The organism is uncultured Microbacterium sp. (assembly GCF_947488465.1).
In the GTDB taxonomy this organism is placed as follows: Bacteria; Actinomycetota; Actinomycetes; order Actinomycetales; family Microbacteriaceae; genus Microbacterium.
In genome coordinates this window covers 122,165-143,760 of the sequence record NZ_CANKZA010000005.1, presented here as the reverse complement: position 1 = coordinate 143,760, position 21,596 = coordinate 122,165, and the positions used below count along the sequence as shown (strand labels likewise).

The following is a 21,596-nucleotide window of genomic DNA, read 5'->3' as shown; positions in this document are numbered from 1 at the left end:
AGGGCTATGAGTTCCTCCCCTGACGCCCCGATCGCCTTCGCTCCCGAGAGCGCGACGATCGCGATCGTGACGTTCAATCGCGCGCACCTGCTCACCCGTCTGCTCGAATCGATCACGGCGATGGACCCCCAGCCCGGGCATGTCGTCATCGTCGACAACGCGTCCACGGATGACACCGGCGATGTCGTCGAGTCGTTCCGCGACCGGATCGGCTCGGAGATCGTCTATCGCCGCCTCGACACCAACACGGGCGGATCCGGCGGGTTCAGCGAGGGCATGCGCATCGCGTACGAGCTCGGCTCCACGTGGATCTGGCTCATGGACGACGACGTCGAGGTCCTCCCCGACGGACTCGCGCGCATGGGCGCCTGGGCGCCGCGCTTCAAGTCCATCCAGGGACGGCGCTACGACTACGACGGCAGCGAGTTCTACTGGCAGTACCGCGTCGCCGAGCGGATGGGCATCCCCATCCCTTTCGCCCCGTCAGGTTTCGACGCATCCGGCTACAAGGAGATGAACTCGGGCTGCTTCGAGGGCATGTTCATCCACCGGGACATCGTCGAGCAGATCGGCCTGCCCGATCCGCGGTTCTTCATCTACTGGGACGACCAGACCTACGGGTGGCTGGCCTCCCGCATCACGACCTCCGTCATCGTCGACGAGTTCGTGCTCCGCCGCACGCGCGAGATCAAGCAGTGGGACATGGGCATCCGCCACATGAACGCATCATCCGATGCGTACCGCTACTACATCATGCGCAACCGCGCGCACATCAAGCGCTACCACCGGTCGCTCGGCGTCTACAACCCGGTTCTGTTCGGCGCCGGCACCGCGCTCACGTTCGGCAAGGAGATCATCCGCCTGCTGTTCGTCGAGCGGAAGGTGAAGGGGACGTCGAACCTCTTCCGCGGGTTGAGGGACGGCCGGAAGATCGCGCGCGACCCGCAGTGGCGGCCGATGCCGGCGCTGACGGCGCAGACTGCCGCCTGAGCACCACCCCGCTCTCTGCTAGATACAGCGGGTCGAGGCCGATCGCTGAGACCGGATCTGACGCTGGGGAGCGGTTATCGATGGTGCGCACATGGGGCCAACGGGGCGCTGACCGACGCAGGCATCATGCCGACGTCGAGCGACCGCTCCTGGCTGAAGTCACGCCTGCACCCGTCCTCCTTCCACTCGGCGAGCGACTGGATACACTTCAACCAGGCGGACCAGAGCGCGATCGCACGATTCCTCGCCCGATTCATCCAAGAGGGAGCGACGCGCACCCAGCAGCGAGCGCTCTTCAACGCGGAAGCCGCATTCCAGGTCGACGTCCACGGATCGACGATCACGGTGCGCGGGTGGGCCTTCGACCGCAGCGACCTCTACGACCGAATTCCCGTCGGCATCACGATCGACGATCAGTGGATGCTCGCCACTTTCGCCGATGCCCCCTCCCCCGAACTGGCGCGGTACGGGGTTCCCGGCGGGCATGGATTCCGATGGTCCAAGACTCTCGCGGACGGTGGGTCGTACAAGATCTGTATCGTCGGCGTGGGCATCGGCGCCGGGGCCAACGCCTATCCGTCCTGCACAACGGTCACGTTGCCCACGCTGTTGCCGCAGGGGGACATGTCGCTCATCGACGTGGGCGGAGGAACGATGGCGATCGTCGGCTGGGGCTTCGACCACGCCGATCTGTACGCTCCGATTCCCGTCGGCATCATCGTCGACGGCCGCTGGCACGCCGGCCTCACCGCGTCGCTGCCCAGTCCCTACCTGCGACCGTACGGCGTGCCCGGCAATCATGCATTCTTCCAAGGTGCTCACGTCGGTAGCGGCTCGCACTCGGTCTGCGCGGTCGGCGTCTCCGCGGGCCGACCTGAGAAGCCGACGCGAGCGCACGACCTCCGTGCGGCGACCGTCGGGCTTTCGGCCCGACATCCAGGGCCTGCGCGCGTTGGCCGTGACGCTCGTGCTCGTCTACCACCTGTGGCCCGACGTCCTGCCCGGCGGGTACATCGGCGTCGATGTCTTCTTCGTCATCTCGGGCTTCCTCATCTCGCAGCATCTCTTCCGCGAGCTCTCCGAGACCGGCCGCGTCGCCGTTCCTGCCTTCTGGGCCCGGAGGATCAGAAGGCTCCTGCCCGCCTCCCTCCTCGTCTTGGTCGCCACGCTCGCAGGTACGGCGATCTGGATGCCGGCGAGCGAGCGGATTCGCGCCTTCACCGACATCGGCGCCAGTGCTCTCTACGCCGTGAACTGGGTGTTCGCGCGCGAGTCGGTCGACTATCTCGCCCAGGATGATGCCCCCTCTGTCGTCCAGCACTACTGGTCGCTCGCCGTCGAGGAGTAGCTCTATGTGATCTGGCCGATCCTCATCGTCGGGATCACCATGGTCGTCACTGCCCTGCTCCGTCGACGCGCGGGCACCCTGCCCTGGGGCACGGCGCGACGTGCACTCGCGATCGCGCTCGGTCTGGTCTTCGCGACATCACTCATCTTCTCGGCGACCCTGACAGTCACGTCGCCCGGTGAGGCTTATTTCAACACGTTCGTCCGCGCGTGGGAGTTCGCCGGCGGCGCGCTCCTCGCGCTGCTTGTCTCCCGGTTTCCCGCGATGCAGGCGTCGGGCTCCGGAAGCCGCGCGGCGCTCGCGAGCCTCCTCGCCTGGGCGGGCGTCGCCGTCATCCTCGTCGCGAGCGTCACATACACCGATGCGTCGCCGTTCCCGGGAACGATGGCCCTCGTCCTCGTGGCGGGCGCTCTCGTCGTTCTCCTGGCCGGGGCGCAGCGCGGACGTGTCACGGTGAGCGGCGTCTCGGAGTTGCGACCCATCGCGAGCATCGGTACGTGGTCGTACTCCATCTATCTGTGGCACTGGCCGCTCATCGTTCTGGCGCCGTTCGCCTTGCAGCGTGCGATCGGAGACCTCGACAAATGGGTGATCGTCGGCCTGGCGGTGCTTCTCGGTGCCTTGTCCAGCCGATTCGTCGAGGATCCGGCCCGTTCGCGCAGATGGGGACGCCGCCCCTGGCGCGAGTTCTCCTTCGCCGTGGTCGTGCCACTCGTGATCGTTCTCGTTGCCGCACTTCAGGTCGCCGCCGTCCACGCCTCGATCGCTGAGGCGGCGGAGCGGGCCGAAGCCGCGCGGGCCGCCGCGGAGAGCGCGGCAGCAGAGAGCGCGGAAGATGCCTCCGAAGGCGAGCCGCGGGTGTGCTATGGCGTGACAGCGGCGCTCGAGCCCGAGTTGTGCATCGACCCGTTCACCGCACGTTCCGCGATCGATACGGCCTACGCGGCGACAGATCTCGACCCGAACTGGCGCTTGACGCAGCTCCACGAAGAGTGGCGTACGTGCACCTACGGTGATCCCATGGGACCCGCCGGAACACTCGCACTGGTCGGCGACTCCCACGCAGCCGCCACGATCCCCGCGTTCCACGAGTATTTCGCGAAAGCGGGATGGCGGGTGGACACCTTTACGAGGTTTGCGTGCTCCGCGGTGCACTCGGAGGCCGACAAGGTCTCGCACTGGGAAGAGAGCTTCCGGGAGGGATGCGCGACCTGGGGCGCTCGCGTCCAACAGGAACTGCGCGAGCGCACCGACATCAGCGTGGTGGTGTACCACGTGTTCGACAGTCGCGTGTTCATCCCGGGCGATGCCGCGCTGCAAGCGCAGCAGCGAGATGCGATGCGCGAAGTCTGGTCATCGATCGAGGCCACAGGCAAGCAGGTCCTCCTGTTGCGGGACATCCCCGTGACCGCTGACACCGACATCCCTACCTGTCTCTCGCAGATCACCGTTCCCGCGACAGCTCCCTGCTCCCAACCGGAGGACGCCGCCGTTCTCACGGACCCCATCACCGAAGCTGCGGGAGTGGACGTGCCGATGATCGACATCACTGACCTCTTCTGCGCAGACGGCACCTGCATGTCCTATATCGGCGGGGTGGTGGCCTACGCCGACAGCAACCACATCAGCGGAACCTACGCGCGCAGCCTCGCACCGATCCTCGGCGACCGCCTGCTGGCAGCACTGGAGTGATCCGCCGTCACCCCGCGTTGTAGTCCGCGTTGTAGCGGTTCAACACGTCGGCGATCGGAGCATCCATCGCCAAGACGCCTTTGTCGAGGTAGAGACCACGGGTGCAGAACCGGCGCAGATCCTTCTCGTTGTGACTGACGAAGAAGAGCGTGCGTCCCTCCGCGAGGAGCTCGTCGATGCGCTTGTAACACTTCTCCCGAAAGGCTTTATCCCCCACCGCGAGCACTTCGTCGACGAGCAGGATCGGCTCTTCCAGCTGCGAGACGACCGCGAACGCAAGACGGACCTTCATGCCGTTCGAGAGATGCTTGTACGGGGTGTCAATCGACTCACGGAGCTCAGCGAAATCGATGATCCCGTCGAATCGACGCGACACTTCGGCGCGCGACATGCCGTGCAGTCCCGCCGTCAGGCGCACGTTCTCGCGCACTGTCAGGTCGCCGACAAAGCCCCCCGTGATCTCGATGAGGGGCGCCACGCCTCCGCTCACCGTGACGTGTCCCTCATCGGGGAGCAAGACACCGGCGACGAGTTTGAGCAGCGTCGATTTACCTTGACCGTTGCGCCCGACGACGCCGATCGACTCGCCGGGCTGCACCGTGAACGAGACGCCCCGCAGCGCCCAGAACTCCCCCGGCTTGGACCGGCGGGATGAATCGGCGAACAGGTCCTTGAAGCTGCGCCGTCCCCGCCGGTTGCGACGGAAACGAACACCGAGATCGCGAACATCGATGGCGGTGCCCAGCATCACAGCTCCTTCAGCACGGGGCGCTCAAGGCGACGGAAGACGAAGATACCGAGCAGGAGGAAGGCGACGCTCATTCCTGCACCCACGACGACGCTGAGCGTGTCCCATTGGTCGGGGAAGAACCCGACCCGATAGAGAGTGAAGATCCCTGCGAGCGGATTGAACGCGGCGATCTGCGGGAACGGCGCCGGCAGATCGGCGACGCCGTAGATGATCGGCGACGCGTAGAACAATGCCCGGAGGATCAGCTTCGTCGTGCGTTCGAGGTCGGCGTACAGCACGCACAGCGGAGCCACGAGCAACCCCAGACCGACGAGCAGCGCCAGCTGCAGGAGAACAGCCACAGGGAACCACAGGATCCCCCAACCCACACTCGCGCCGGCGAAGACGGCGAAGAGCACGAGCACGGGGAGTGAGAAGAGAAACTCGATGCCCTTGCTCAACACGATGCGGTTCACCCAGATCGACCGCGGAATCGCGGTCGATCGCACGAGACGAGCGTCCTTGTTGAACGCGCGAGTGAAGTCCGACACGGCACTGTTGAACCACACCCACGGGAGCAGCGCCGTGATCAAGAACACGATGTACGGCTGCTCCCCCACTGTCCGGTCGAACACCTGGGTGAACACGAACCAGTAGATGAGGCTCATCACGAGCGGATCCAGTACGGACCAGAGGTACCCCAGGGCGCTCGTAGCGTAGCGCACGCGAAGGTCGCGCGCCGTCAGAAGCCACAGTGCGTGCAGGTAGCGGCGCGGAGATCCCGGGGCTCCGACGGCGGCTGTAGTCACACTGACGAGTCTATGGCGGCGAGCACGATTCGACGCTCAGACCCCGCTGAGCCGCGCATGTCTACCAATAGCAGGGATCGTTCGTGAACGGCAGGGTGAGAGTGACCGAGCCGTCCGGGTTGGTCACCCAGTCGGTCCCGTCGCCGGAGAGCATCACGTACCCCGCGGCGGCCGACGCGGTCACGGTGACCTGCTGGGCGCCGCCCGGGTAATACTCGTAGAACCACTCGCCTTCGAAGTACGTCAGGTTTCCCTGAGGGCTGTAGACGATACCCGGGCTGGCCAAGAGGATGAGTGAGTCCCACTCCGTGCCGCAGTCCTCGAAGTACCAGCCCGTCGGCCACACCTCGTCGGGTTCATCCGAGCTGCCGAGGAAGTAGCCGGCGACGTCGGCGATCAGGTGGACCGATCCCGGGGAGTTGTTCACAAGGTTGACCTTCCCGTTGAGGCCCACCTTCACGATCACGAGGTTGGGGATGCTCTCGCCGGCGGCGAAGTTCAGGTTCGAGGCGGTCGGCTGGCCCACGCCGTTCGGATGAACCGTGACGAACCCCCACGTCTGGGGGGCCGTCGCCGTCACGTTCATGACCACGGCAGCCGCATCGACCGCCGGGATGAACCCTCGGTCCGCGACCTGCGCTTCGAGCCACCCGCCGCCGCGAACAGCCACCTGCGCCGCACCGGTGCCCTCCCGGGTGTCCAGAATGCGCGCCGGAGCCAGGCTGGCAAACGCACCGGGGACGGTCGGCGTGCCGGCGAGATAGTAGCCGGCCACGTCGGCGATGAGGTGCACCGTCCCCGCAGAGCTGTTGCGAAGAGTGATCTTCCCGTCACCACCGACCCTCACCGTGACCAGATTGGGAATGCTCTGCGCCGCGGTGAAGTTCAGGTTCGACGCGTTGGGCGGTGTGTTGCCCGACGGATACACCGTGACGAACCCCCCGGCCGCCGGACCGGTCACGGTCACGTTCACGACCACCGCCGACACCCCCGAGGCGGGAATGCCGCCTCGACCGGTGGCCTGCACGGTGACCGTACCGTTCGCTGCGACCGCCGCTTGCGCAGCGCCGTTGCCGAAGCGCGTGTCCAGGACTCGAGCCGGATCCAGGCTCACGAACGCTCCGGCCACGGTCGGGGTCCCGGCGAGGTAGTAGCCGGCCACATCTGCGAGAAGCTGCACCCCGCCCGCCGAGTTGTTGGCGAGAGTGATCGTGCCCTGTGCACTCACTTTCACCGTGACGAGGTTGGGGATCGTCTGTCCCGGTGTGAAGTTGAGGTTCGACGCGGTGGGCTGCGCGCCTCCCGTCGGATAGACCGTGATGAACCCCGCCGCTGCAGGACCGGTCACCGTGACGTTGACGACCACCGCGGCAACGCCGGTGCTCGGAACCCCGCCACGCCCCGTGACCTGCAACACCACCGCCCCGTTCGGCGGCACCGCCGCTTGAGGAGCGCCGTTGCCCACACGCGTGTCCAGAAGCCGCGCAGGATCGAGACTCACGAATGTCCCGGGGTGGCTGGGCGCGGCGGCCTGGGCAGCGCCGGCCGCCGTCACGCTCAGTGAGGCCGCCAAGGCGACGGCAGCGAGAGCGACGAGGGATCGACGGATACGCAAGCGGGTGCGGTGACGCATCATGTGTTCCCCGGTGAATCATGGTCGGACAGGGCCTGCGACGCGACAGAGCCTGACGTCAGGATGCGTGCGCTACGCCAGTATGGAGCACGTCTGCGCGCCGCGCCACGGTGACACTCCCCCGACCGTCCGCGTGGTCGAGGGCTACTTCGCCTCGGTGCCCTTGAGGACCATCACCAGATCTCCGTCGACGGGCTTGCCGTTCTCGGTCGTCGGGAAACGGTCTTGATCGGGGTTGACCTGCACGTAGAGCGGTTCACCTTCGGACTGTGCTCCCGTGAGACGCACCGTGTATGTCTCACCGGCCTCCAACACGAGACCATCCGCGCGGAACGAGGCCAGGCCGACGCCGACGGCGTTCGCTGGGGTGGACCCGGCGAACACAGAGTCTCCGGTCGCGTCGACGATGCTCACGTTGATGATCGCCGAGTTGATCCACGTCACGGCCGAGGCGTCCATCCCGATCTGCACCTGGGTGACGTTCAGCGTCGTGTCGAACTCGACCTCCTCCGCGACGACGGAGTCCGGCGCGAGGACGTCGACCTCGGTGAGACCGGGGGCGGGGCTCACCGACGAATACACGGTGGGCGTGGCCGGGATCAGGTACATCCCGAACAGCAGGCCGCAGAATCCGAACAGCGCCGCCACACGGATCCAGACGACGCTGCGCTTGATCGTCTGCGCGTTCGGCATGCCCTCGATGAACGCCGGTCGCGGGTAGTTGATGATCAGGACGGCCAGCACGCACGCGATCATGAAGCCGACCATGAAGATGACGTTGTTGCCGCCGAGCCCGAGCCCGCGCAGGATGTCCCCGGGTGTGGCAAAGCGCTGCGGGTCTGCCGGCGGAATGAACTGGCCGAACAGCAGGTCCGTGAAGATTCCCGCGTTGTACATCGAGAAGCCCACCAGCATGTAGATGACGAACAGCGTCGTGCCGATCGCCACCTCCAACAGCGAGTTCAGTGTGAGGTAACGGGGGTTCGCGAAGATGATCAGGATCGAGAACGGTGCGACCAGGTTGATCCAGTACGGGTTCAGCGGCACGATCGCGCAGAACACCAGGAACGCAGCGAGCGACAGGTAGATGGCGAAAGCCTGAAGCTCACGCGTGCTCGAGGTGCGCTTTGCGTAGGCGAAAATGGCGAGTCCTACGATGAAGACCACGAACAGCGGCACCGGGATGCTCGATTGCCAGGTGAAGCCCGAGGTGCGCAGGCGATCGAGCATGAGGTCCGTGAAGCCGCCGGTGGACGCCTCGAACGCCAGATCGCCGCGGTACATCAACCGGCACAGCACGAGCCCGAGCACGCCGACGGCGAGCTGGCCGGCTGCGCGGAGCAGCCGCTTCTCGCGGAGCAGGACCAGCGGGATGAAGATGAACAGCGCGAAGAGCTTGAAGGTGATCGCAAGCAAGAACCACAGGAGGAACGACCGTGTTCTGCCCTTCATGTAGGCGAGAAGGCCAGCCAACATGAGCGTGATCGAGATGATGTCGTACTGCACGATCACCAGGACCGGGACGAACAGTGCCATCGACGACAGGAAGTAGAAACCCACCCACTTCGCGCGTTGCGCGCTCACACCGATCGTCTTCGCGATCGCCATCACGAGACGAGTCGCGACGAGCGTGAAGACGACCATCATCAGCTTCAGCCACAGGTGCGCGGGCGTGGAGTTCAGGTAGTCGAAGTCGCCGAAACGGTACATGACGTAGGTCGGCAGGTTCCAGAGGCCGAAGACCGCGTAGATCGGAACGTCATAGACGGCCGGATGACCGAACGTCGAGTTCTCGATCGCGATCTGGTAGAAGTCCTGCGGCCGTCCGGCGAAGACAGCATCGAGGAAGTTGAACGAATGCTCGAAGGTCGCCTTCACATCGCCGTAGAGGAAAGTGACGAAAGCGAGCGCGCTGATCGCTCCGAGAAGGGCCCAGTCGGCAGCATTGGGCTGCTCCACACCCTTGAACCAGCGTCCGACGGTGCTGTCGCGGACGCTGTCGCTCATCGAGATCCAGGCGCGATCCACGCGCTCCCACCCGCGATCGAGGGCACGCCCCAGGCGACCACCCTCGGACGTGGTCTCCTCGGCTCCGAGCTCGTGCTGCGTCATGACGTGATACCGCCTGTTTCCGGTGATCCACTCTCATCATCCCGAACCGCGGCCGGGCGCGCGCCGCGTGAGCGCTCGATGAGAAGTTTGCGGGAGATGAAGTTGTAGACCAAGACGACAGCCGTCGCGATGAGCTTGCCGACGAGCGGGTCGATGCCCAACCCGTCCACCGTCGCGAACAGGATGAGCTGGTTGAGTCCGAGAGCGATGATGTTCAGCCCGATGTAGATGGCGAACTCCGCCACGACATTGCGATCCGGCTTGGCTTCGAAGACGAATTTCAGTGTGAGGAAGTAATTCAACACGAGCGACAGCGAGAAGGAGATCGTGCTGGCGACGATGTACTGCACACCGAAGTACTGGAACAGGATGAAGAACAGCCCGTAGTCGAAGGCGAACGACACCAGTCCGACGACGAGGAACCGGGCGAACTGCCAGAACAGTCGACGCAGGCGTCCCTCGCCGGAGATCGTACTGTCGGCGCGCGCCGTCATTGGTGCTTCTCGAGCGGGTCATCCTTCGACGCCTCGACGACGACGTCCCGCTCTTCGAGGAGAACGGGCGATGCCGGCGCGGGCGTGCCGAAGTTCACGCGCTCGCCGACCACAACCCGGGGCTTGGCGGTAACCCTGCTGTTGATGCTCAGGATGTACTCGCCCAAGACACCGATGAAGAACAGCTGCACGGCGCCGAGGAAGAAGATGCCCACGGTCGTCGATGCTTCGCCGGCCTGATAGCTGTTCCAATCGACGAGCTTGTTGATGAGCACGAAGACGGCGAGCCCGAGGCAGATGAACGCGATCACGGCAGCGATGAACGTCGCCAGGCGCATGAGCAGCTTCGTCGACGAGGTGATGCCCTGCATCGCGAAGTCGTAATTGCGGAGGAAGTTGAAGTTCGACTTGCCCCGCGCACTCTTGCCCTGGTCGTACTGGATGATCTCGACGTTCAGCCCGTACTCGGCGACGACGGCCTTGAAGAAGGGCTGGATGTCATCGATGCTCTCGAGCACACGCACGAATTCGCGGTCGTACAGGCCGTAGCCGGTGAAGCGCGGAATCTGAGTGGTGTCGGAGAACCAACGGATCACGGCGTAGTACAGATGCCGCAGCCCGGTCATGACGAACCCCTCGTCACTACTGCGACGCTGTCCGATCACGACCTGCTTGCCCGACTCCCATGCCCGCACGAACTCCGGGAGGTTCTCGGGCGGGTCCTGGAGGTCGCCGAACAGCATAAAGGTCGCGTCACCGCTGCCGTATGTGAGCGCGGAGAAGACGTTGCGGTGGAAGCCGAAGTTGCGGGCATTGAAGACGGCCTTGACGCGTGCGTCTTCCGCGGCGATGCGGCGGATTTCGGCGCGGGTGCCATCGGTGGAGTAGTCGTCGACGAAGATGATCTCGTAGTCGTACTGCGGGAGATCGTTGCGGAAGACCGCGCTGAGCCGGTCGACCATCTCCTGAACGCTGCGCTCTTCGTTGTAGCTGGGGATGACGACGCTGATGGTCCGTCTTGACAAGCGAGTACTCCTCGGTGATTCGGGCGTCTTCTCGCGCCCGATGAAGTCTACCCGACCCGCGTCCGGGCCTCCGGGAGCACCCTCAAGCCAACCGGTTGTTCCACATCGACAGCGCCGATCCGATCGCCATATGCATGTCGAGGTACTGATAGGTGCCGAGTCGTCCCCCGAAGTAGACGCCCTCCTCGCCCCGTGCGCGTTCGCGATAGGCGAGGAGACCCGCGCGGTCCGCGGGGGTGTTCACCGGATAGTAAGGCTCATCCTGCGGGGTGGCGAACCGAGAGAATTCCCGCACGATCACCGTCTTGTCGGTGGGGTACCGGTCGGCTCGCTCGGGATGGAAGTGCCGAAACTCGAGCACTCGCGTGTGACGGGCGTCAGCATCGGCGTAGTTCATGACCGATGTTCCCTGGAAGTCGCCGACGGGAACGACTTCACGCTCAAAGTCGAGCGTGCGCCACGAGAGCGCGCCCTCAACGTCATCGAAGTAGCGGTCGACGGGGCCTGTGTAGACGATCGGCACCTGGCCGACCGTCGCTGCTTTGTGAAGCGGCTGGGACTCGTCGAAGAAGTCGGTGCCGAGTCGGACGTCGATGTTGGGATGATCGGCCATCCGCTCCAGCCACGCGGTGTACCCGTCTGTGGGCAGCCCTTCCCACGTGTCATTGAAGTAGCGGTTGTCGTAGGTGTACCGCACCGGCAGTCGGGAGATGATCTCCGCGGGGAGTTCGCGCGGATCCGTCTGCCATTGCTTCGCGGTGTAGTCGCGGATGAACGCCTCATACAGTGGACGACCGATGAGGGCGATCGCCTTCTCTTCGAGGTTCCCGGCATCCCGCGACTCGAACTCACCCGCCTGCTGGTGGATCAACGCTCGTGCCTCAGCCGGCGAGAAGGCCGATTGGAAGAACTGGTTGATCGTGCCCAGGTTGATCGGCAGCGGGTACACCACGTCACGATGCGTCGTGTACACGCGGTGCACGTAGTCCGTGAACGTCGTGAAGCGGTTGACGTACTCCCACACGGCCGGGTTCGACGTGTGGAAGAGGTGCGCACCGTAGCGATGCACCTCGATGCCCGTTTCGGGATCCGCCTCACTGTAGGCGTTGCCGCCGATATGGGAGCGGCGGTCGATGAGGGTCACTTTGCGACCCGATGCCGCAGCACGCTCGGCGATCGTGAGACCGAAGAGTCCCGACCCGACGATGAGAAGATCCATCAGCATCCTCCGCGTGTAGCCATCACAGAAATCCTAGGCGCTCGGTCGCGCCTCATGCGCGACGGTGGATCGTGCGGTTGTAGACCTGCACCTCGAGGAACCGCAGTCCGTGCAGTACCGCACACCGGAGGCGCTGCCACGGGGAGAGCGACGAGAGGAGCTCGGTAACGTAGCGGCGGTCCTCGTCGTACATCTCCTGATCCGCCGTCGAGCGGATGCTGCGCTTCTCGAACGCGATCGCACGAAGACCGAAGTACGCACGAGCCGGGAGAATGCCGTCCTCACGGGCGAGCTCGAAGCAACGTCCGTGCGCGCGGACGATGTCGTGGTAGTACCGCGTCGAGCGAAGGTTGTGGGAGACGCTGTCCGGGCGCTGGAGCCAGTAGTAGAGCCTGTCGTCGCAGGACGCGACGAGGTTCATCCGCCGGTAGAGGTCCATCGCCACGGCGACGTCCTGCGCATAGCGGCCCTCCGGGAAGCGGATGCCGTCGAAGAGCGAACGACGGTAGAGCTTGCCCCAGTTGGCTTCACTGAAGTAGTACAGCTCGCGCCGCAGGAGCGTGCGCAGGAACACGCTGAAGACGACTTGGTAGTACGTGCCCGGCTGTCCGAACGAGGTATAGCTGCCCGGCTGCTCCCCCACGTGCGAGTCGCGAACGGATGCTGCGACACTCGCGCCCACGTTGTGCCACCGGCAACAACTCATGTCGGCGTTCGTGGCTTCGAGGATCTCGACGAGGCGCCCGATCATGCGTGAGCTCATGAGATCGTCGTTATCGCAGAACGTGACGAACTCGCCGGTCGCCGCGTCGAGACCGCTGTTCTGGGCCGCGGCGATGCCCCCGTTGTCGCGGTGGACGACGATCACTCGATCGTCGGCGGCGGCGAAGCCGTCGCAGAGCGCGCCCGAGGCGTCGGTCGAACCGTCGTCCACCAGGATGACCTCGATGTCGCGATAGTCCTGCTCGAGGATCGACGCCACACAGGCGCCCAGATATCGCTCCGCGTTGTAGACCGGGACGATGATCGAGACCGTCGGAGCGATGGGGTGAGCGGTCACAGCGTGCCGTTCACGACGCGACGATGGAGGCAGCGACGGTGCCCAAGTTGCGGCTGTTGCCCTTCATCGTGAAGCGCGCGCCCTGCATGAGGACGTGCGTGTCGATGTCGATGACCTCCGACACATTGGCGTTGACGAAATACTGGCCGGCGCCGAAGTTCGCAGACTCGATGATGAAGTCCATCGACGAGTCGCCGACGGGGATCGCGGGGAGTTCGATGCCGAGACGCTCCGTGTTCGAGGCGAGGACCATCTGACCCATCGGTGTGTCGATGCTGAATCCCGTCGCCCAGGTCGGCATGGCCTGCTTCGCCCGCACGTGCACCCTGATGCACATGCGCGCACCGACCTGAACGTTCTTGATGCGCTTGCCGTCTTCGCCCAGCACCTCGATCCGGGTGACCTCGATCGGCTTCACCGGTTCGGGCGGAGGCTTCTCGCCGACGCGACGTCCTTCGAGCACATCTCGCAGCGCCGACACAGCCTCGTTCACGTCGCCGTCGAACACCATCTTGCCGTCCTTGAGGACGATGCCGCGATCGCACAGTTCCTGCACCTGAGCGGCGGAGTGCGACACCAGGATGATCGTGCGACCCTCCTTTCGGAAGCGCGCGATCCGTTCCATGCACTTGCGCTGGAACGCCTCATCGCCCACGGCCAAGACTTCGTCAACCAGCAAGACGTCGGGGTCGGTATGGACCGCCACGGCGAAAGCGAGACGAACGAACATCCCCGATGAGTAGAACTTGACCTGGGTGTCGATGAAGTCGCCGATCCCGCTGAACTCGAGAATCTCCTCGAAACGCGCGGTTGTCTCGGATCGCGTCATTCCCATGATCGAGGCATTGAGATACACGTTCTCGCGCCCGCTCAGGTCGGGGTGGAAGCCGGCGCCGAGCTCGAGCAGGGCGGCCATGCGCCCGCGGGTGAGGATCTGCCCCTCGGTGGGAGAGACGATGCCTCCGATGAGCTTGAGAAGCGTACTCTTCCCCGAACCGTTGGGCCCGAGGAGTCCGACGGTCGTTCCCGCGTGGATCTCGAGGTCGACTCCATCGACGGCGACGTACTCCTGCTTGTGGCTACGCCCGCGTCGTCCGGCGTGCACGATCCGCTCTTTGAGGGTGTTGTCCTTTCGGACGGTGAACTGCTTCGTCACGCCGTCAGCGCGCACGACGACGGGACCTGGCTGGGGTGAAACGACCATCACATCTCCTGCGCGAAGTTGCCCTGCAGGCGAGTGAACACACGATGCGAGATGAACAGCAAAACGAGACCGATGATGCCGGCGATCAGCATCCGCAGGAGGAGGTCATCGGGGTAGTCGGCGCCGGTTCCCGCTCCCCAGAAAGCCTTCCGGAAGCCAAGGACACCGAGGGTGATCGGATTGTTCGTGTACACCTCGAGTGCCCACGCGGGCAGTCCGAGAGTACGGAACGCGTCGCTGACCATCGTCCAGGCATACACGATGGGCGACCCCCACATCGCGAGCATCATGACCACGTCGGTCACGTACTGGACGTCGCGGAGGTAGACGTTGAGTGCCGAGAGGAGGATGCCGAAGGCCAAGCCGTAGACGAGGATCAGCAGCACCGCCGGGAAGAACCACAGCATGTCCACCGGAGCAGGCAGCGCTCGGAAGATGATCGCGCCCCCGAGCAGGACCACGCACTGCACCAGGAACATGAATCCCGCCGCGCCGACACTGGCCAGCGGAAAGATCTCACGCGGGAGATAGATCTTCTTCACGAGGCCCGCGTTCGCGAGGATCGACGACGTCGACCCCTGCACCGCCTCCGCGAAGAAGCTGTAGATCGTGAGCCCCGCGAAGAGGAAGATCGCGAACTGCGGAACCCCTTCGGCTGCGCGCAAGAACTGGCCCAGGACGAGGTAGTACATGAGGAACTGGACGATCGGGCGGATCAGCGTCCAGAAGAAGCCCAGCACACTGTCGCGGTAGCGCGCTTGAAGATCTCGACGAACGAGAAGGCCGAGGAGATCACGTCGGTCCCAGATCTCGCGGACTTTGCCCCCTCGGACCGGAAGGTCCAGACCCCGCGCGTTCGTCGTGATGAACGGGGTCTCGGCAAGTCGGGCGAACCGCTCCGTCGTATCCAAATGCTCCACCTACGTTCAGCCAACTGGAACACTATACCGGGTCGACCCTGGGCGAATTCGGCGCGGGGGGCAAGGCTCGGTACCCTCGGTGAAGCAACCCTTGCAGTCGGTGACCGCCCGATCTCGGAGCCATTCGTGCGACTGCATGCGAAAGGAACATCGCGATGTCCACTGTCGTCGTCACGGGAGCCGCCGGATACCTCGGCCCCCACGTCGTGAGCGCGCTGCTTGACCGAGGCCACGACGTCGTCGCGGCGGTGCGTCCCGGTCGCGGTGAAGGCCTGGACCCTCGAGCCGTCGTGTCGGAGGCCGACATCCTCGCTCCCGACTTCGATCCCGCAGTGTGGGGCGCTCTCCCCGATGCCGTGGTGCATCTGGCGTGGAAGGACGGGTTCCGTCACAACTCGGCCGCCCACATGTCGCAGCTGTCGGCTCACTTCACTCTGCTCACCGGACTCGCAGAGCGGGGGGTCCCGCGGATCGTTGCTCTCGGCACCATGCACGAGGTCGGGTACTGGGAGGGCGCCATCGAGGCCAGCACCCCCACAGCCCCCCTGTCGCAGTACGGCATCGCCAAGGAGGCCCTGCGACGCTCGCTGGCACTTGCGGTCTCTGAGACGACCTCACTCGCGTGGGCCCGCGCCTATTACATCTACGGTGATGACCGGAGAAGCGAATCCATCTTCCGCAAGCTCCTGGATGCCGCCGACGCCGGACGCACCGAGTTTCCCTTCACGACGGGAAAGAACCTCTACGACTTCATCCGCGTCGAGGAGTTGGGCCGTCAGCTCGCCGCACTGACCGATGCCGCAGACATCACCGGCACGCTCAATTGCAGCTCCGGTACGCCGATGTCCCTCGCGCAGAAGGTCGAGGAGTTCATCGCCGAGAACGCCCTCGGACTCACTCTTCAGTACGGCGCGTTCCCTGATCGGGCCTACGACTCCCCCGGCGTCTGGGGTGACGCCACGATCATCCGCGAGGTCATGGCACGCGATGCCGCGGAGCCTGCGGCTCAGTAGCCGGCCGTCACGCCCGGCGCGGGCGCGTTGACCAGGTGCCGTTCGGCGAGCTGGATGATGACGACATCCGGGTCATACTGCTCCACGAGCGAACGATAGTTCGGCGGGTTGGACCAGTCGTCGTAGCGGTGCTGGATCTGCCAGGTCTTCGAATACTGCTGCGTCCACAGGCCCGACAGAGCGTTGCCCATCGAGTCGCGCAGAATGAGCGCGCTCTGATCACTCCACGCGCCGTCAGTCACGGTCGAGGCGGGGAGGCGCGAAAGATCGACCGGCTGTCCCCCGTCGGCGGTGAGGGTGTTCGACGCCCCATCGGTCACCTGCACGGGCGACATCTCGTCAGCGAACACCGGCACAGTCCACTCCGGAGCAGCATCCGCGACACCGAACGCGGCGTACTCGTTGAAGATGCCCTCGCTGTCCACGCCGTCGACCGCGGGAACGACGACAGCGGGCGCATCCGGGTACATCGCCGCATGGCAGCGCGCATAGGACTGCCACCCGACGTACCCACCCCAATCGGTCCAGTGGCTGTTGACCGGGGTGAACACCGCATTGTCGACAGCAGCCTCGCGCAGGTCCGCGCGGAAGTCGACGATCGGGAGCTCTGGCGCGGCGATCAGCAGCTGATCGAGGGTCGTCGAGCCGCGCAACGGCATCGCCCACTCCGGGAGCTGCTCGGGGTACACGCTGGCGGCCGAGGGAGTGACCTGGATCGTCAGCTCGATACCCTGCTCGCCCAGCGCCGCCGACAATGGCGCGAAGTAGTCGTGCCACGCCGTGACTTCGGCTGTCGTCAGCAGGCGTCTCCCGACGGCTTGGGAGAAGTTCTCCTCCACCTGGTCGTTGTAGAAGGCCCAGCCGTCCTGGCCCAGCACAACCTGACCGGAAAGGTCATCGGCATGGTCCGCCCACGTCTGCTCCGCGGCGGAGGCGTCGTCGATCCACGGTTCGCCCGCGCCACCCGCCACCGGAGGACGGCAGGCATCGGCTCCGGCCCCCGCGGTGGCCGACGGGCCGGGCGTGACGGGGGCGACCGCGGCCGCCGCGCGGTCAAGATTTGCCTGGACGGTCCAGCCGACCACGGCGGCGATGACGGAGAGGATCGCCAGAACGATCAGGGGAGCGTCGCGGAACGGACGCCACCAGGGAGGTGTGGGAACACCCGCACCATGGACGATGTCGCCGCCGCCGGAGCCGCTCATGACGGCGCTCCCGTCGTCTGGGGTGTGCGGCGGGCGAGCCGAGCCGGATAACTCGGATCGACCGCGCTGATCACGCGGACACGGGCCGGCGCCGTCTTAGCGAGCACGCGTTCGAGCCATCGCGGCGTCCAGTCCTTCAACTGGAGCGCCGGCCGCTCGATCAGATGCCAGCTCAGGTAGGCGTACGCGTGGCATCCGGCGACGATGACGACGTGATAGACGAGCCATCCCGCGTCCTGCAGCTTGAAGTAGGCGGCGAACTGCATGAGGGGCCACGCGATGATGTAGATACCGTACGAGAAGTCGCCGTGCTTGTCCCAGTTCTTGAGGAACTGCGCGCGGATGGCGAACCAGATCAGTGCGTAGCAGAACGCGTACTGTCCGAAGGGGAGCCATCCGCCCTTGGCGTAGGTCCAGCCGGCGACGAAGATGCACACGATCGCGAGGCGGTTGTCAATGGGTATGCGGTCGCCGAAAAGGGCGAAGAGGATGCCGAACGCGAACGGCGCGAGCAGGAGAAGCTGACGGAAGTCGGCGAACACGATGCCGAACACGCCCAGGTTCCCGAACCCGAACCACTGCATCATCGCGAGCAGGATGATGGCCGACGCGATGATGCCACCGATCATGCGATGGGCGAGCGCACCGGCGATACCCAGAACTCCGACGAGGATGTAGGCGCCGAACTCGAACGCGAGCGTCCAGGCCGAGCCGTTCCATTCGAAGCCACCGTGGATCTGGAAGAACGGCAGGCTCTCGCCCATTCCGGCGATGTTGTGCTGCACGAGCGGAAGCCACATGTTGTTGGAGAAGTAGGTGAACGGGGACTCGCTCGTCGCGTTCCAGAACCCGTCCATGGTGCCGCTCTCGCGGTAGTAGGCAATCGGAGCCAGCGCGTAGGCCGTCACGATCAGAACGAGGAACCACCCCGGGAAGATTCGCATGATGCGACGCCAGAAGAACCGCGGCGTCGACGCGCGCCCCATCTTGCTCTTCGTGATGAGGAAACCCGACAAGAAGAAGAATCCCGCGACCGCGACGCCGCCCAATGATTGCTCATCACTGATCTGGGTTCCGAGGTCGTGCCCACCGTAGAACCCTGCCAACGGGCCCGCGTGCGAGAAGATGACCATGAAGGCCATGAGCCACCGAAGGAACCCGATGCTGTTATTGCGCGGGTCGAAGCTCTCCTTCAGCGATATCACCCTCCACCTCCTCTGGGTTGTTCCGCTTCCACGACTCGGGGTGACGGAGCTTCCAGAGTTGATGATGGGCGAAGCGCGCAGGCCGGTCGAGCGGGCCGAGGAGTTTCGCCACTCTCGGGTGGTTGAGCTTCAGGTACACCCGCGTGAGCGCGACGATTCCGCCATGACCCAGCCATCCCGCGCGATGCAGGAACTGAATCTGGTCGATCGCGTAGCCGGGCATGGTCGCGCCCATCTGATCGAGCTTGAACTCGAGCGCTGTATGGCTGATGCTGGCGTGCTCGGCCGATGAGATCGTCCGAACGTGGTAGCCGAGTTCGGCCGCCGCGTAGCCGACGATGCGCTCTTGCACGTGAGCGAGGCTGCCGTCGAAGTGCTTGTTCGGAGCGGCGTACTCGTTGTACTTCCACTCCCGCTCCACCATGAGTCGCAACGCCTCCGGGCGGGCGATCCACATGCACCCGTACGGTGCGAGCGGAGAGATGTCGTCGAACGGAACGCGGATCCCCAGCTCTTTGGCGAGCGCCTCGGCGGGGGCCTTGTTCGCGTACCAGCCGCGCCCCATGGTCGGGAACCCGATGTGGATCATCGGCGGGAACACCAGGCCGAGGCCTGGTTCCTTCTGGAACAGTGCGAGGGCGTTGGCCGCGTATCCGGGCGAGTTCAGCACGTTGTCCAACTGCTGAAGCTTGAAGTACCGCCCCGAGTTGAACGACCCCTGCACCGTCTGCTTCGAGTGGATCTTGACGACGAGGTCGTAGCGACCGGGTTCGAGGACGTCACGGCACGCGATGAAGAACGCGCTGAGATCGCGTCCACGGTTCGACGGAAGGATCCGGATGTCGACGTTCGAGAAGTTGCGGTCCCCACGCCGCTCCAGGACCGACCGGATCGCGTCGGCTTTCTCGGCGCTCGTCGTCGTGATGAAGAGGTCCATCGGCACCGGCAGCATGACCAGCCGGTCCATCAGCTCGTCGGTCATCTCTTCGTAGTAGATGTGGACGATTGCCGCGAGCGTCGGCGGGTTCTCCGCGTCGAAGGCGACATCGACGTCGGGGAGGATCTCGTGCATCGCCGCGTCGGTGTACAACGCGCGGGGCTGGGCATTGCGGACGATGTTCTGGTAGATCATCCGCACGGGGTAGCCGTAATGCTCGGCGCGCTCGATCGTCCAGCGTCCGATCACCGCGTGCTGGTCGAGATACGGCGGGTAGTGGAAGAACCCGCGGCGTTTCAACACCGGGCAGCCATCGTCGAGCAGCAGGTCCGCGTTGATGAGCGCGGGGTGTTCGGCGGGATAGTCGGCCTCTGAGAAGGCGACGGCCGAGCTGAATCCACGCTCCTCGAAGTGATGCGTGAACTTCGACTCGTGCTTGAGGATCGAGTCGGTGTAGGTCTCGATCATCGGCATCGTCGACCAGTACTCGCGCCATGCGGCGCTCGAGAACATCGGCTTGCGGACGGCGATCCAGTGCGACTGCAGGTGCCGGTGCAGCACCCCTTCCTTGGTGAAGGGGTTGGGCACGATCTCCGCGTGATCGGTCATGCCCCAGAAGTCGACGGGTTCGACATTCATGCGATCGAAGAGGTCCGCGAATGGCCGCACGGGACCGAACCACGTGTAGTTCATCAGGATGACTTCATCGAACTCCGCGAGGCGTTCCGCTCCGAAGTGCTCCATGGCGGTCTTATAGCCCCACACGTCGAACCCGACGTTCTCGCGGACCCACACCGTGTCGGCGACGCCGTCGAGTCGCTCTCGACCTGCGTCGGTCAGATCGCCGTTGACGACCACGAAGATGTGGTCGACGAAGGGTCGCAGCTCGGCGAGCTTGTAGACGATGTAGTCGTCGACCTCGCCACGGCTGTCGTGAAGCAGGTAGAAGACGATTCGTCGCCCGTCGACAGGATGGGATGCTGGCGCGACGGCATGTGGGCGTTGATCGGTCTGCAAGAACTCACTCCTCTTTCGTCGGCTGAGCGCTCGCTCACGATCCGACCCGCTGCGGCGGCGGGCCGCAGACCATACGGATTCTACCTGGCCTACGCGTCGCGTCCCTGTGCGAGGATCGCGAGCAGGTAAGCGCCGTACCCACTCTTGACGAGGGGCTCAGCGCGCACGCGCAACTCGTCGTCGGTGAGGAACCCGAGCCGCCACGCGACCTCCTCGGGGCTTCCGATCGACAGGCCTTGGCGCTTCTGCACGGTGCGGATGAACTCGGTGGCCTCGCTCAGCGAATCGAACGTCCCCGTGTCGAGCCAGGCGGTGCCGCGAGGCAGCACTTCGACCTGCAGTTCGCCGCGCTCCAGGTAGACGCGGTTCAGGTCGGTGATCTCCAGCTCGCCGCGGGCGGAGGGCTTGAGGTCCTTCGCGATCTCGACGACGTTGTTGTCATAGAAGTAGAGCCCGGGGATCGCGAAGTGGCTGCGGGGGTTCGCGGGCTTCTCCTCGAGCGTGAGCGCTCGTCCGGTGCCGTCGAACTCGACCACCCCATACGCGGTGGGGTCAGCGACCCAGTATCCGAAGACCGCCGCGCCCGTGAGGGACTCGTAGCGGCGCAACCGCGTTCCCATGCCGGGTCCGTAGAAGATGTTATCGCCGAGGACGAGCCCGGCCGTGTCAGAGCCGATGTGCTCTTCACCGATCACGAATGCCTGTGCCAGGCCGTCCGGCGACGGCTGCTGCGCGTACGTGAGCGAGATCCCGAACTGCGATCCGTCTCCGAGGAGACGCTCGAACTGTTCGGCATCGTGCGGTGTCGTGATCACGAGGATGTCGCGGATACCCGCCAGCATCAAGGTCGACAACGGGTAGTAGATCATCGGCTTGTCGTACACCGGTACGAGTTGCTTAGAGATCCCGAGCGTGATCGGGTGCAACCGGGATCCCGTGCCACCTGCCAGAACAATGCCGCGCATGTGTCCAGTTTCTCACAC

Annotated in this window: 18 protein-coding genes; 4 read left to right on the top strand and 14 right to left on the bottom strand. The window is 64.9% G+C overall.

Annotated features, from left to right (window positions below; genetic code table 11):
* Positions 1-6 precede the first annotated feature (6 nt).
* The 3 genes from Q0653_RS11885 to Q0653_RS11875 all read left to right on the top strand — a co-directional run bounded on the left by Q0653_RS11885 (position 7) and on the right by Q0653_RS11875 (position 4,030).
* Positions 7-990, top strand: coding sequence for a glycosyltransferase family 2 protein (locus Q0653_RS11885; protein WP_298944746.1), 984 nt, complete (start codon positions 7-9; stop codon positions 988-990).
* Between the two features lie 904 nt (positions 991-1,894).
* The gene (locus Q0653_RS11880; protein WP_298944745.1) at positions 1,895-2,338 is read left to right on the top strand and encodes an acyltransferase; all 444 of its coding nucleotides are present in this window, start codon (positions 1,895-1,897) and stop codon (positions 2,336-2,338) included.
* Between the two features lie 6 nt (positions 2,339-2,344).
* Positions 2,345-4,030: an acyltransferase family protein gene (locus Q0653_RS11875; protein WP_298944744.1), complete on the top strand. Its 1,686-nt coding sequence runs from the start codon at positions 2,345-2,347 to the stop codon at positions 4,028-4,030.
* A gap of 7 nt (positions 4,031-4,037) precedes the next feature.
* Here the strand turns inward: Q0653_RS11875 and Q0653_RS11870 are convergent, their stop codons facing one another.
* From Q0653_RS11870 to Q0653_RS11825, 10 genes are all read right to left on the bottom strand, one after another.
* Positions 4,038-4,778 (bottom strand): ABC transporter ATP-binding protein, encoded by a 741-nt coding sequence (locus Q0653_RS11870; protein WP_298944743.1) that lies wholly within the window; start codon positions 4,776-4,778, stop codon positions 4,038-4,040.
* On the bottom strand, positions 4,778-5,569 hold the full coding sequence (locus tag Q0653_RS11865) for an ABC transporter permease (RefSeq protein ID WP_298944742.1): 792 nt from the start codon (positions 5,567-5,569) through the stop codon (positions 4,778-4,780). The genes Q0653_RS11870 and Q0653_RS11865 overlap by 1 nt, the downstream gene beginning before the upstream one ends.
* Positions 5,570-5,630: 61 nt before the next feature.
* Entirely contained in the window at positions 5,631-7,205 is a 1,575-nt protein-coding gene (locus Q0653_RS11860; protein WP_298944741.1) for a hypothetical protein, read from the bottom strand.
* 141 nt (positions 7,206-7,346) lie between these two features.
* On the bottom strand, positions 7,347-9,314 hold the full coding sequence (locus Q0653_RS11855) for a hypothetical protein (RefSeq protein ID WP_298944740.1): 1,968 nt from the start codon (positions 9,312-9,314) through the stop codon (positions 7,347-7,349).
* The gene (locus Q0653_RS11850; RefSeq protein ID WP_298944739.1) at positions 9,311-9,808 is read right to left on the bottom strand and encodes a GtrA family protein; all 498 of its coding nucleotides are present in this window, start codon (positions 9,806-9,808) and stop codon (positions 9,311-9,313) included. Before Q0653_RS11850 ends, Q0653_RS11855 begins: the two co-directional genes overlap by 4 nt.
* On the bottom strand, positions 9,805-10,833 hold the full coding sequence (locus Q0653_RS11845; RefSeq protein ID WP_298944738.1) for a glycosyltransferase family 2 protein: 1,029 nt from the start codon (positions 10,831-10,833) through the stop codon (positions 9,805-9,807). Before Q0653_RS11845 ends, Q0653_RS11850 begins: the two co-directional genes overlap by 4 nt.
* An 82-nt stretch (positions 10,834-10,915) precedes the next feature.
* Complete coding sequence (glf, locus tag Q0653_RS11840; protein WP_298944737.1) at positions 10,916-12,052, bottom strand: UDP-galactopyranose mutase; 1,137 nt, start codon at positions 12,050-12,052, stop codon at positions 10,916-10,918.
* Between the two features lie 52 nt (positions 12,053-12,104).
* Entirely contained in the window at positions 12,105-13,112 is a 1,008-nt protein-coding gene (locus Q0653_RS11835) for a glycosyltransferase family 2 protein (protein ID WP_298944736.1), read from the bottom strand.
* A 10-nt stretch (positions 13,113-13,122) separates the two neighbouring features.
* Complete coding sequence (locus Q0653_RS11830) at positions 13,123-14,316, bottom strand: ABC transporter ATP-binding protein (RefSeq protein ID WP_298944735.1); 1,194 nt, start codon at positions 14,314-14,316, stop codon at positions 13,123-13,125.
* Positions 14,316-15,227, bottom strand: a complete 912-nt coding sequence (locus Q0653_RS11825) for an ABC transporter permease (RefSeq protein WP_298944734.1) — start codon at positions 15,225-15,227, stop codon at positions 14,316-14,318. Before Q0653_RS11825 ends, Q0653_RS11830 begins: the two co-directional genes overlap by 1 nt.
* Before the next feature lie 164 nt (positions 15,228-15,391).
* On the opposite strand from Q0653_RS11825, the gene Q0653_RS11820 reads away from it, so the two are divergent.
* A complete protein-coding gene (locus tag Q0653_RS11820) occupies positions 15,392-16,249 on the top strand; it encodes an NAD(P)-dependent oxidoreductase (RefSeq protein WP_298944733.1) in 858 nt (285 codons plus the stop codon).
* On the opposite strand, the gene Q0653_RS11815 is transcribed toward Q0653_RS11820, so the two are convergent.
* The 4 genes from Q0653_RS11815 to rfbA all read right to left on the bottom strand — a co-directional run bounded on the left by Q0653_RS11815 (position 16,243) and on the right by rfbA (position 21,578).
* Positions 16,243-17,454 (bottom strand): hypothetical protein, encoded by a 1,212-nt coding sequence (locus Q0653_RS11815; RefSeq protein ID WP_298944732.1) that lies wholly within the window; start codon positions 17,452-17,454, stop codon positions 16,243-16,245. The genes Q0653_RS11820 and Q0653_RS11815 overlap by 7 nt on opposite strands.
* Positions 17,451-18,659 (bottom strand): acyltransferase, encoded by a 1,209-nt coding sequence (locus Q0653_RS11810; protein ID WP_298944731.1) that lies wholly within the window; start codon positions 18,657-18,659, stop codon positions 17,451-17,453. Before Q0653_RS11810 ends, Q0653_RS11815 begins: the two co-directional genes overlap by 4 nt.
* Positions 18,622-20,613 carry a rhamnan synthesis F family protein gene (locus tag Q0653_RS11805; RefSeq protein ID WP_298944730.1) on the bottom strand — a complete coding sequence of 664 codons (1,992 nt, stop codon included), beginning with the start codon at positions 20,611-20,613 and terminating at the stop codon, positions 18,622-18,624. Before Q0653_RS11805 ends, Q0653_RS11810 begins: the two co-directional genes overlap by 38 nt.
* An 89-nt stretch (positions 20,614-20,702) precedes the next feature.
* Positions 20,703-21,578 (bottom strand): glucose-1-phosphate thymidylyltransferase RfbA, encoded by an 876-nt coding sequence (gene rfbA / locus Q0653_RS11800; protein ID WP_298944729.1) that lies wholly within the window; start codon positions 21,576-21,578, stop codon positions 20,703-20,705.
* Between the last annotated feature and the right edge of the window lie 18 nt (positions 21,579-21,596).

Bases quoted from the DNA above. Each gene is read 5' to 3' on its own strand.
- Q0653_RS11850 (WP_298944739.1), bottom strand. From the start codon at position 9,808: ATGACGGCGCGCGCCGACAGTACGATCTCCGGCGAGGGACGCCTGCGT.
- Q0653_RS11870 (WP_298944743.1), bottom strand. From the start codon at position 4,778: ATGCTGGGCACCGCCATCGATGTTCGCGATCTCGGTGTTCGTTTCCGT.
- glf (WP_298944737.1), bottom strand. From the start codon at position 12,052: ATGGATCTTCTCATCGTCGGGTCGGGACTCTTCGGTCTCACGATCGCC.
- Q0653_RS11815 (WP_298944732.1), bottom strand. From the start codon at position 17,454: ATGAGCGGCTCCGGCGGCGGCGACATCGTCCATGGTGCGGGTGTTCCC.
- Q0653_RS11820 (WP_298944733.1), top strand. From the start codon at position 15,392: ATGTCCACTGTCGTCGTCACGGGAGCCGCCGGATACCTCGGCCCCCAC.
- Q0653_RS11885 (WP_298944746.1), top strand. From the start codon at position 7: ATGAGTTCCTCCCCTGACGCCCCGATCGCCTTCGCTCCCGAGAGCGCG.
- Q0653_RS11830 (WP_298944735.1), bottom strand. From the start codon at position 14,316: ATGGTCGTTTCACCCCAGCCAGGTCCCGTCGTCGTGCGCGCTGACGGC.
- rfbA (WP_298944729.1), bottom strand. From the start codon at position 21,578: ATGCGCGGCATTGTTCTGGCAGGTGGCACGGGATCCCGGTTGCACCCG.
- Q0653_RS11855 (WP_298944740.1), bottom strand. From the start codon at position 9,314: ATGACGCAGCACGAGCTCGGAGCCGAGGAGACCACGTCCGAGGGTGGT.
- Q0653_RS11860 (WP_298944741.1), bottom strand. From the start codon at position 7,205: ATGATGCGTCACCGCACCCGCTTGCGTATCCGTCGATCCCTCGTCGCT.